This window comes from Cytobacillus solani (assembly GCF_001420595.1).
GTDB classification, from domain to species: Bacteria; Bacillota; Bacilli; order Bacillales; family Cytobacillaceae; genus Cytobacillus; species Cytobacillus solani.
Genome location: NZ_LJIX01000006.1, coordinates 1,098,813 through 1,108,963, shown reverse-complemented (window position 1 = coordinate 1,108,963; position 10,151 = coordinate 1,098,813). Strand labels below are relative to the sequence as shown.

General features: G+C 34.6%; 10 protein-coding genes and 1 pseudogene. 1 reads left to right on the top strand and 10 read right to left on the bottom strand.

Translation table 11 applies throughout. The annotated features are described in order from the left end of the window. Nucleotides 1-87: 87 nt before the first annotated feature. The 7 genes and pseudogenes from AN957_RS07325 to AN957_RS07295 all read right to left on the bottom strand — a co-directional run bounded on the left by AN957_RS07325 (nucleotide 88) and on the right by AN957_RS07295 (nucleotide 7,326). Nucleotides 88-411, bottom strand: coding sequence for a nucleoside triphosphate pyrophosphohydrolase (locus AN957_RS07325; RefSeq protein ID WP_056683192.1), 324 nt, complete (start codon nucleotides 409-411; stop codon nucleotides 88-90). Between the two features lie 119 nt (nucleotides 412-530). Then, nucleotides 531-3,425 (bottom strand): DEAD/DEAH box helicase, encoded by a 2,895-nt coding sequence (locus tag AN957_RS07320; protein ID WP_056687107.1) that lies wholly within the window; start codon nucleotides 3,423-3,425, stop codon nucleotides 531-533. Nucleotides 3,426-3,552: 127 nt separating this feature from the next. Next, a complete protein-coding gene (locus AN957_RS07315) occupies nucleotides 3,553-3,954 on the bottom strand; it encodes a (deoxy)nucleoside triphosphate pyrophosphohydrolase (protein ID WP_056683189.1) in 402 nt (133 codons plus the stop codon). Between the two features lie 97 nt (nucleotides 3,955-4,051). Beyond that, nucleotides 4,052-5,668 carry a DUF2075 domain-containing protein gene (locus AN957_RS07310; protein WP_056683186.1) on the bottom strand — a complete coding sequence of 539 codons (1,617 nt, stop codon included), beginning with the start codon at nucleotides 5,666-5,668 and terminating at the stop codon, nucleotides 4,052-4,054. Between the two features lie 52 nt (nucleotides 5,669-5,720). Next, a complete protein-coding gene (locus AN957_RS07305) occupies nucleotides 5,721-6,023 on the bottom strand; it encodes a nucleotide pyrophosphohydrolase (RefSeq protein WP_056683184.1) in 303 nt (100 codons plus the stop codon). Nucleotides 6,024-6,170: 147 nt separating this feature from the next. Further along, nucleotides 6,171-6,569, bottom strand: a pseudogene (locus AN957_RS07300) (hemerythrin domain-containing protein); the annotation flags it as partial. Nucleotides 6,570-7,101: 532 nt separating this feature from the next. Continuing rightward, nucleotides 7,102-7,326, bottom strand: a complete 225-nt coding sequence (locus AN957_RS07295) for a helix-turn-helix domain-containing protein (RefSeq protein WP_053474952.1) — start codon at nucleotides 7,324-7,326, stop codon at nucleotides 7,102-7,104. Nucleotides 7,327-7,532: 206 nt separating this feature from the next. Here AN957_RS07295 and AN957_RS29095 point away from each other — a divergent pair, with 206 nt between their 5' ends. Further along, nucleotides 7,533-7,802 (top strand): aspartyl-phosphate phosphatase Spo0E family protein, encoded by a 270-nt coding sequence (locus AN957_RS29095; RefSeq protein WP_056683178.1) that lies wholly within the window; start codon nucleotides 7,533-7,535, stop codon nucleotides 7,800-7,802. A gap of 262 nt (nucleotides 7,803-8,064) precedes the next feature. Here AN957_RS29095 and AN957_RS07285 read toward each other — a convergent pair whose 3' ends face one another. The 3 genes from AN957_RS07285 to AN957_RS07275 all read right to left on the bottom strand — a co-directional run bounded on the left by AN957_RS07285 (nucleotide 8,065) and on the right by AN957_RS07275 (nucleotide 9,825). Further along, nucleotides 8,065-8,709 (bottom strand): DedA family protein, encoded by a 645-nt coding sequence (locus AN957_RS07285; protein WP_425388874.1) that lies wholly within the window; start codon nucleotides 8,707-8,709, stop codon nucleotides 8,065-8,067. Nucleotides 8,710-8,907: 198 nt separating this feature from the next. Further along, the gene (locus AN957_RS07280) at nucleotides 8,908-9,207 is read right to left on the bottom strand and encodes a nucleotide pyrophosphohydrolase (protein WP_056683175.1); all 300 of its coding nucleotides are present in this window, start codon (nucleotides 9,205-9,207) and stop codon (nucleotides 8,908-8,910) included. 225 nt (nucleotides 9,208-9,432) lie between these two features. Continuing rightward, nucleotides 9,433-9,825 (bottom strand): YhfM domain-containing protein, encoded by a 393-nt coding sequence (locus tag AN957_RS07275; protein WP_056683172.1) that lies wholly within the window; start codon nucleotides 9,823-9,825, stop codon nucleotides 9,433-9,435. Nucleotides 9,826-10,151: the final 326 nt, after the last annotated feature.

Genomic DNA, 10,151 nt, shown 5'->3' with positions numbered 1-10,151 from the left:
ATTTCTTTATCTGTTAAATATTCAGCTTTCATTTCTCCTATTTGAAGCTTATGACTCATACCACACCTGCTCATATTAGTAGTCTTTTTATTCACTAACCTCTATTAAATATACTTTTTCACGGAAACTGCCCCTTTTTTCTGCTTTCTGTTTACGGACCTCCTCAAGCTTTTCAATTGTTGTACCATGATACTCTGCAAGCGCGTGGATGATTTCTAGAACATCTGCTAATTCTTCAATTGCCGCTTCATTATTCGTAGTATTCAAGTACTCCTCAAGCTCCTCGAAGCTTTTCTTCTTGAGTTCCTTTATGTATTCGGTGTTATCTAGTATTTTCGTTGAGAATTTTTTTCCGTTTTTTTCGATAATTTCTGGGATTCTATCTCGGACTAGTTTGTTGTATGTTGGCATTTGAGATTCTTCCTCTCTTTTATACAGGCACTCTTTACAATATTTTGCAAGTTAAACTTCACTTGGAATAGTTAAAGATTCCTGAACCCTCGAGAAGCTGAGGGCTCAGGAACTCCTAATTATTCTACATCCTCACTACCTTCAATAATATAATGATAAAATTTGTTATCAATTGACTGCTCCATAATCATATTCATATGAACCACCGGCTTGCCATCCTTCATCACATCCTGCTGAACAGTACCCTTATCAGGCTTTGCTTTACCTAGGTAATAGAAGTCGCTGCCTTCATCGTCATCTTTTTTGACAAAGATATGGAGATCGATATGATTTTCTTCCGCATCAATGATCGTTTGAACCTCATCCGAGCTTAAAGTTCTGTTACTACGCGTGTACCATTTAAGAACATCCTGACTGAGAAACTCATCACCATAATTTACACTCGATTCAATTTCATCTTTTTTATGGTAGGTAATAAATATCGGACAAGTATGATGTTTGGTTTTGTATCCATACATCGTTGAGCTTTCGTCATTTTGCCAATTCAATAGCTTACAAGAGTCTTTTCTTGAGTATTTTTCATACAAAGTCAGTGATTGTTTACAATCATATTTTTTACTTTTTTCTTTTGCACTTAATAAGATATCCAATACCATTGTTTTGAAATAATAATTTCTTACTAGACTTTCACCGATCGAATCATTAAACGTAAAATAGTTTTCCTTGAAAGTAATAATTGCTTGATCCCCATATTTTTTCTTAAAGACTTGGGTAAAAAATGATAAATCAAAGATGCCTTTGACTGATGCAATGGTATCCTCGTCTACTACGCAACCTTCTTTGTTTAAATGATTAATATACTCCCCATGTGCAACCTTCCCTTGCTGCATTAATAATTCCAACAATACGATTTCGTGCTTACGCTTTCCATTTACTAGCTCTAACGACAGCATTGTCAAAACCTGATTTTCATAGTTTGTAATCGTTGGTACTTCTTCTTTCATTTTCAATAAAAATTGATAGTAGTTCGAATATTTATCAACAATGACAACGGGATCGATTGAATGCTGAGTGACAAAATCATATAGGTATGGTACTCGACCAAGTCTATTTTTCACCTCAATAAAGGCATCCTTTAAGATTTTGAGTGTTGTCAGATTACTATTATTTATAGCACTGAAGATCCGCTTTTTAGCGACTTCTTCAAAGTTGATCGTTGAAACACCTTTTATATAGCTCGTATCCTTCGTATGCCGGCGTATATTATCCTTGTTTTGTGATTGGTCACCTGATAAAGCAATCGGGATTAAATAGTTATTTTTATAATTACCAATAAAATCAATGATCGTAACAAAATCCTTTGAATCATGCTTACGAAGCCCTCGACCAAGCTGCTGAATGAATATAATACTAGATTGAGTCTGTCTTAACATGACAACCTGATTAATACATGGGATATCAATCCCTTCATTAAAAATGTCGACTGTTAAAATGTAATCCAATTGACCATTTTCTAATTGATTCACTCGATAGGATCTTTCTTCTTGAGAATCATCACCAGTCAACGCAACTGTTCGTAAACCTTTTTCATTCAATGCTATTGATAACTCTTCCGCTTCTTTTTTCCGACTGCAAAATATTAACCCCTTAACCGTTTCACCGGAAAAACCATAATAGTCAACCTTATCGATAATATGATTCACACGTTCCTCATTAACAAGCTTCGTTAAAATGTTCGCATCATCCACATTTTCTCCATTGATATCAAGGTCCGTCACACCGAAATAATGAAAAGGAGAAAGCATATCTTCCTCAAGCGCTTCCTGTAATCGAATTTCATAAGCAATGTTGTAATCAAACAGTTCATAAATATTAAAGTCATCAGTTCGTTCAGGCGTGGCAGTCATTCCCATAAAAAATTGCGGTTTGAAATAATCAATCACTCTTCGATAGGACCCGGCACCCGCTTTATGGACTTCATCTATTAATACATAATCAAATTCCTGCGGATCAAACTCCCTTAATGTTCCTTCTTTTGAAATGGTTTGGATGGTTGCAAATAAATACTTCGCATTTGTATGCTTATTGGTGCCTGATAAAATTCCAAAGTCTTCATCTATTCCACCAAGAATCTTTTTAAAGTCCGACTTGGCTTTATATAAGATTTGCTCTCTATGTACAATAAAAAGCATGCGCTTAGGTCCAAAACGCCTAACATCAAATGCAGAAAGATAGGTCTTTCCTGTCCCTGTTGCCGAAATAATTAATCCCTTATCTTTGCCCGCTGCTCGGACCGCTTCAATTTGTTCCAGCGCAGCTTGCTGCATCTTATTAGGGACAATCTTTAATGCATCCTCAATGGTGTTTGTCTGATATTGGGTAGGTAATTCTACTACCTGATCAAAATCTTTTGTTTCTGCTACTTGAGAATAGGTCTTTTCGTATTCCTCAATCCATTCCTCTGTTAAAGCTCTAGCCTGATCCCACACCTCTTCAAACTGACTCTTGAAGTGATGAACGATCTCCCCATTTTCAAGTGAGGTTAATTTTACATTCCATTCATAATTAACCTTCAAGGCATGTGCTGTTAAATTAGAGCTTCCGACAATCAGTGAGTAATGGGTATCATGGTCAAAAATGTAGCCTTTCGAGTGAAAACCCTTTAAATCTGTTAATCTCACTTCTACATTTTTGATCTTCATCAATTCCCGAAAAACTTTCGGCTGATTAAAATGTAAAAAGGTAGATGTTAATATCCGCCCTTTTGCCCCTTTTCGATCAAGATCAAGAAAATGTGATTTAAGTGTTGCAAGGCCACTTTCCGTTATAAATGCAACAGAAAAAATAAAGGACTTGCTTTGATCAAGTTCTTCTATCAATGTCGATAAAACGTTTTCATTTTTCTTTAAATTATTTACTAATAGCTTCGGTTTATATCTCCCAGATTTATTAAGCTGTTTATCTATAAAGCCCTTATGTAGTGATGCTTCTAAGCTCTGAATCAAATTCTCCATATAATCCCCAATCATTTCCATTTGTTTATACTAATTGTAATACTCTTAATTTTTGAGTGCAATTTATTTTTATAGCAAAAAAGCCATCCCACGAATTGTGAGTAGCTTCTTTGTCTATTTTTATCAATTATTTTACTTGAATTGCTCCTGATAGTTTTGTTACTGCAGGAATATCCGCAGGTGCCCAGTCTAGTGAAGCAAGCTCACTCGGCGGTAACCACTTTATCGCGACATGCTCTGTTAGCTCTGGTTTTCCTTCTATTAGCTTACAGCTAAAAGTCGTTAAATGAACAATGCCGAAGTCATATTCATACACCGTATGATCGACCTGCTCACCTATTTCTATTTCGCAATTCATTTCTTCACTAATTTCACGTTTTAATGCTTCCTGAGCAGATTCTCCGGCCTCAATCTTCCCGCCAGGAAATTCCCATTTTAAAGGTAGAGATTTATCTGGGCCTCTTTGGGCGCATAGGATTTTATTGTTATCAATGATGATCGCACCGACAACGTGGATGTTTTTTTTCATGGGTCCTCCTTGTATGTAGCTTATTTACACATTAGTAGCTGTATCTATTATAACTTACTTATGATTTTTGTTAGAGAGGATAGGCTATTAGCGTTATTTAACTATTTTGAAGCTCTAACAGCCTCTCTCTCAATTTCGGATCACTAGCATAAATAAACAGACCGCGTATTCCCCTCTTCATAAGAACATTAAGAGAATTTAATATGATTTTTTCCTTTATATCATCGCTATTTTGAAATTCATCTTTTCCCCTATAAGCTTCCGTATCCTTATAATTTTCTGTTAAGATTTTTAATTCATCTTTGTCTTCATCATATGAAATAGATGGACCCAGGATCACGCCAACATAGTTTAAATCAAAGCCTTGAATGGTATAAATAGAACCGACTTCTCTGACTGTTTCTGCTTTTTCTGCCCATGTAGTATTTCCGTAATCCCCATTCCAAGGAAGTTTAAAGTCATCTTCTTCTACGTAATACTCCTGATCGTCTTTCTTATGTATGTAATCGAATGTGGATACAATTCTTGCTAAACCATATTCCTCATTCAATTCCTGTATTACGTCATACATTTCAGCTGCTGATTCCAAGATTTTAAAATCATATTCAGGGTCATTGGGAATTTCAGTAATCTTCTTTTCTACAAAACGGTCAATCCAATTAACCATTTCATTAGTTGCCTGCATGCGGAATTGGTTCGTTAACTTATAGGTAGGTTCGGTATTATATTTCCCTATAATAGATTGAAGCCTTTCCTCATCCCAGTAGCTCTTCATCTTTAACACTTGCTTATCATCGTACACAGCGATAACAATCTTGCTATGTCTAATAATCTCCTGCAGTTGATTTTCCTCAACAAAGTTATTATATGGATCAGGCTTGGTTAACAATAAATGAGCTTCATCTACTAACACAATATCAGCCTTTTCCATCAATTTTTTCCGCTTGTTAATAAAGGATGTTGGCTTTTCAAAATTCTTTTTAGTGAGTGCTTTAACATTTCCTGCAATCTTCTTATACGTTTTTAACATTTCTGTATGATTAACTAGTAAGTAATTATTTTTTTTATACAAAGGTGATGATTTTTCCTTTGATAACTCTTGAATTTTATTAATAACGGAGCTTAATACAACACTTTTTCCTACTCCTGCTTCCCCTTTAATTAAGAAGACAAAAGGCTCATCATCATTAATATGTTTCTTACAAACCTCTATAATCTTCTGCTGAAGCTCCAATTGTTCTATTGATAATTCTTTGAATGGGGACAGCTTGAATATATCCTTATTTTCAATGGTATATCTAGAATTATCTACAATATCCCTTTTTAATAGCTCGTCCCAGATAGCTTCAAACAAGTTCTCATTAAAGTACTTTTTTTCATAATAGTTGTGCATTACACTATTAACTGTTTGACTCTTGTTTTGTAATTTGTAGCGTTCATCTGCTAAAAAATAATTGATTAGCTTGGTTTCTATATTATATGTTGCCGATCGATTAAACTTTTCATGAATGATCAGGGACATCTTCTTTAATGCTTTTCTCTCACTATTATTTAAGTGGTCCCTCATCCGATTTCTTACTGCCACAGTCTCACCGATATAGACTGTTGTATCATTATTGAGAAAGTAAACTACTGGATAATCTGTATAATAACCGTTCATTCTATCTATTGATGATCTGTCAAAAGGCATTGTTTTTATCTCTATTTTACTCATATTGATTTCTACCTACCTCATGATTGCTGACATATTGAAGGATAATCAATTACTACTTCTTTTTATTTACCGGATACTTCACCGCATTCTTCTCCATTTTTTTAAATGCTTCCTCTTCCAAATCTATATTCATTTTATCAGCCAACTGCAGAAGATAAATTAATACATCTGCCATCTCTTCTTTAATATTCTGTTTGGATTCAGCAACCGCTTCTTCACTCGTTCTCCATTGAAAATTTTCTAACAGTTCATTCGCTTCTAGAGAAATAGAAAGAGCTAAATCTTTTTCATTATGATAAGGACTCCACCCTCGTTCATCTCTAAATTCAATAATTTTTTGCATGAGTTCTTTCATTTCTAGCCCACCTAATTTGAATATTTTTTGTAAATATCTACTATTTTAACATTTGATGTTATGTAATTAAATAGAAGCAGGCACCCGTAGTGGACATCCGCTTCTCAAATAAACTAGTAGTGATGCAATTTCAACATGTATCCGCTGCTAGTCCCTGCTTTCACCATAAATATCTAATTGACTTTTCCTAACTTCATTAGTTTGTATTGAAATCATTGCAGCAATTGTTCTAGATGCTCTATCAAGCTTGAAACAACCTTCCAAGCTCCCCTTTCTCCCCAGCCGACAGTATTTTCTCTGCCAATGGAAACAGCACTTTTTCTTCTCTATAAAATGTTGAATTAAGGTAGCATACGCTTGGACGGCGTATACAGCAATCGCTTGTGCTTCATCTACATCAATAGCAGTTCCCGCTTGTTCAGCTCCAGTCAGAAAATCTTGTAAATGCTGTTCAGCCTTTTCATGCTCAAATTCCATCACTTCAATTATTTTGTCATTCTCGTCAAGGCGGCTAGCCATCATAGGGAACAGCCAGTCATCCTCTTTTTTGAATGTGCCTTCAGCTTATCATTGAAGGCCGAAATCCGCTCGTATAATCTCGCAAACTCTTGAATGACAGCAGGACCTGATTCGAATTCTATCTCTTCTGTGATTTCATAGAAATGAGCCCCTAACCGTTTAGTAGTAGTTTCTTTTTCTGCTTTTATGATTACGGTCGTTTTTCAGTCTCCGGAAATTATTTGGAACGGTACGCTGTTTAATAAAGGACTTTGGATATATGGATTGGTATTAGGGTTATTTGGCATGATTATCCCTGTTTTCTTATTCACGATCGCCGTTCCTAAAGTTGGGTTAGGGATGTCATTGATCTTAAGTATAAATTATTTAAAAAGAAGGAACCACTCTGATCTAGGGCAAGACGAGTGGTTCCTACTCTTTGTACTGACTTAATTTAATAAAGATTGTTACAACACCTATTAAAACTAAAGCTATCTTCCTTTTACAATCGACTATATCTTAACTAACAAGTTTATCCTGCAAGATATTTTTCAAGTCCATTAAATTCCAAGATAGCATTCTAATATAATTCCTTTTCAATTTCTCCTAAAAACTCAGAAGGTTTCAATCCTAAGGGTTTACACAAGGCAAATAATGTATTGATAGTTGGACGACGTTTCCCTCGTTCCAATAAACTGATATAGGTTCGATCTAGCTCTGATAAATGAGCGAGTTGTTCTTGGGAAAATTTTTTATCTTCACGAATGTTCCTTAATACCTTACCGAAAATGACCTCAATACTCAAATTAACCCCTCCTAGTTGTGGTCATTATCGACTTTTTTGTGACAAATAGTCTACGGACTATAGTCTTCGAAAATGATAAATGTTAATATTAATAAAAGTATTAGTGTTATCAGAAAAGTTAAAATATATAAAAATACCACTTTCACAAATGGAAAAAACAATATCTAATAGGACCGAATAGAATGATAATTAAGGTGGCGGGATAAGTGGGTTTACTACGAAAAGCAATAGAAGAAAAAAGAGAGCAAATGATAGCAAGCGCTAAAATATGGGGTATAAACTCAAAAATAACCATTCAATATAGTCAAGAGCTAGATCTGCTGTTAAATATCGCCCAGAATTCAGGTAACATACACTCACCAGATAAAATACATATTAGCACCGATCCTATATCCAAATCCCACAATATTAAGAGTGCCTATCGTAAATCCAGACGTGACGATGATTCTTATATGTTCAATACGAAAAGAAACTGAATGACAGACAGCATTCTATTATTTTTTCAAAAAAAAGGCTTTCATATCAAAGAGTGTTCCAGCTTTCACTTTAGTAGATATAAGATAACTAAAAACAAATGAACAGAAAAACGAAAAAGTCCTCCCCTATATAACATAGAAAGACGACTTTTCTTTTTTTAAATAAAATTTATATAATAAGTGTTTAAACTCCGCTTTACTATCACTTGTGGTACGGTTCTCCGTGACTATTCTAAGTGCGGAGACCACATCTTTGGAACCGTCATCCTTTTTTCAATTTTCCCCGAATCACCCCGATAATAGCTGGCAGCACAGAAATAAAGATAATTGCTAAGAGAACCGTTGAAAAATTATCTTTAATAATTGGGATATTGCCAAAAAAATAGCCTAAGATCGTACAGATGCCCACCCATAAAGCAGCACCTGTCACATTATAAATTAGGAAATAACGGTAATTCATCCGGCTTGCCCCTGCAACAAAAGGAATAAACGTGCGAATAAACGGCATAAAACGAGCGATTACAATTGTTTTTCCTCCATGCTTATTAAAGAAATCTTCAGCCTTCTTCATTTTATCTTGGTTAATCAATCTTCCCATAAAACTACGATTTGAGATAGTTGTCCCTACTTTCCTGCCGATATGATAATTTACCGTATCCCCTATTACCGCAGCGGTAAAAAAGATAATGAGCAGTAAAACAATGTTAAATGCTCCCATCGCAGCAAGAGCACCACTAGCAAACAATAAAGAATCACCTGGCAAGAAAGGGAAAATCACAACTCCCGTTTCCACAAATACGATTAAAAATAAGATGCCATATGACCAACCGCCAAAATTTTTGATGATTTCAACTAGATGTTCATCAATATGCAGGATGAAATCAATGATATTTTGAATTAATGTCAAAGCTGTACCCACTTTCATTTTTATATACATTCACATTATCTTTTTCTAAAAGCCATTAAGAATACTCTCTTTTCCCTCTTCGGCTTGTAAATTATATTGATACTTTGCCAACTGCAGCGGCGAAAGTCACCTTCCTGATTGACTTGTAATTTTCAAAATTCCACCTAATGATCCCTATCGTACGAAAGGAATAACCCATTACTTCTCTTTATTTACCGGATACTTCACCGCATTCTTCTCCATCTTCTTAAAGGCTTCCTCTTCCAAATCGATATTCATTTTATCCGCTAACTGCAGAAGATATATATATACATCCGCCATCTCTTCTTTAATATTCTGTTTGGATTCAGTGACCGCTTCTTCACTTGTTCTCCATTGAAAGTTTTCTAACAGTTCGTTCGCTTCTAGAGAGATAGAAATAGCCAAATCTTTTTCATTATAAGGACCCCATCCCCGCTCATCTCTAAACTCTATTATTTTTTGCATTAATTCTTTCATTTCTAGCCCACCTAATTTGAATTCTATTTTTGCAAATATATTCTATTTTAACATTGGATGGAATGTAATTAAATAGAAGCAGGCGCCCGTAGTGGACACCTGTTTCTTAAAGACGTAAAAGAAGATGCATTTGGTGTCTATACTCCTTTTGTGGTACCTAGTATTCTATCTAGGATCATGCCTTTTACATTGTCTTAAACTGACTGTTGTATGATTTCACTTTTATCATTTAAAAGCTTCTAATAATTTTTTTGTTTGTTTTGAACTTATTATGTAAGAATCGCCAGTATCACTTGAAAGCAATGTTTTATCCTTACCAAAACCAGGATATACTTGTAATATCTCTATCTCTTTACTATTGTTCTTGTAGACAATTTGCATTTTATATTCTGGATCGATAGCCATTTTGTATCGGGATTTGCTATGGTTTGCCCTATTAAGAATCCCAGTGATAGTACCTATTTTCTTTTTATCAGTGATTTTTTCACCTGTTTCAAATGGTTCATCAGGCTTTTGTAAAGTTATACTTTCTATGTTAGAAAACCCATTAAAGAATACTTTAAAACCTACAAAGCATAGAACAACTATTGATATTAGTATAATTATACCTTTTTTCATATTTATCCTCCTTATTATTAGAATCCAATACAAGTTGTTAATATACCCAATATAATGACAGCATCAATTTCAAATCTCTGATGTAATTTTCTTCATGAACTTCTTCTGCCAATTATCTATATTTTATTTATTCTCTATAATTTAAATACTTCCTATGTTTTTTATGGAAACTCTATCGCTGGCCTTCCTAACTATTTCAAGGCATATTTGCCGATTTCACTCTGAGAAAGTTGGTTAAATAATTTACCGAGTAAAAATATATCCACATTTTATCGTTCCTAAAGAGCCTCGTTCATTCCGGGCTTTTTTATGCTTTGCTCCAGTAT

Bases quoted from the DNA above. Each gene is read 5' to 3' on its own strand.
- AN957_RS07325 (WP_056683192.1), bottom strand. From the start codon at position 411: ATGCCAACATACAACAAACTAGTCCGAGATAGAATCCCAGAAATTATC.
- AN957_RS07320 (WP_056687107.1), bottom strand. From the start codon at position 3,425: ATGGAGAATTTGATTCAGAGCTTAGAAGCATCACTACATAAGGGCTTT.
- AN957_RS07315 (WP_056683189.1), bottom strand. From the start codon at position 3,954: ATGAAAAAAAACATCCACGTTGTCGGTGCGATCATCATTGATAACAAT.
- AN957_RS07310 (WP_056683186.1), bottom strand. From the start codon at position 5,668: ATGAGTAAAATAGAGATAAAAACAATGCCTTTTGACAGATCATCAATA.
- AN957_RS07305 (WP_056683184.1), bottom strand. From the start codon at position 6,023: ATGAAAGAACTCATGCAAAAAATTATTGAATTTAGAGATGAACGAGGG.
- AN957_RS07280 (WP_056683175.1), bottom strand. From the start codon at position 9,207: ATGAAAGAATTAATGCAAAAAATAATAGAGTTTAGAGATGAGCGGGGA.
- AN957_RS07275 (WP_056683172.1), bottom strand. From the start codon at position 9,825: ATGAAAAAAGGTATAATTATACTAATATCAATAGTTGTTCTATGCTTT.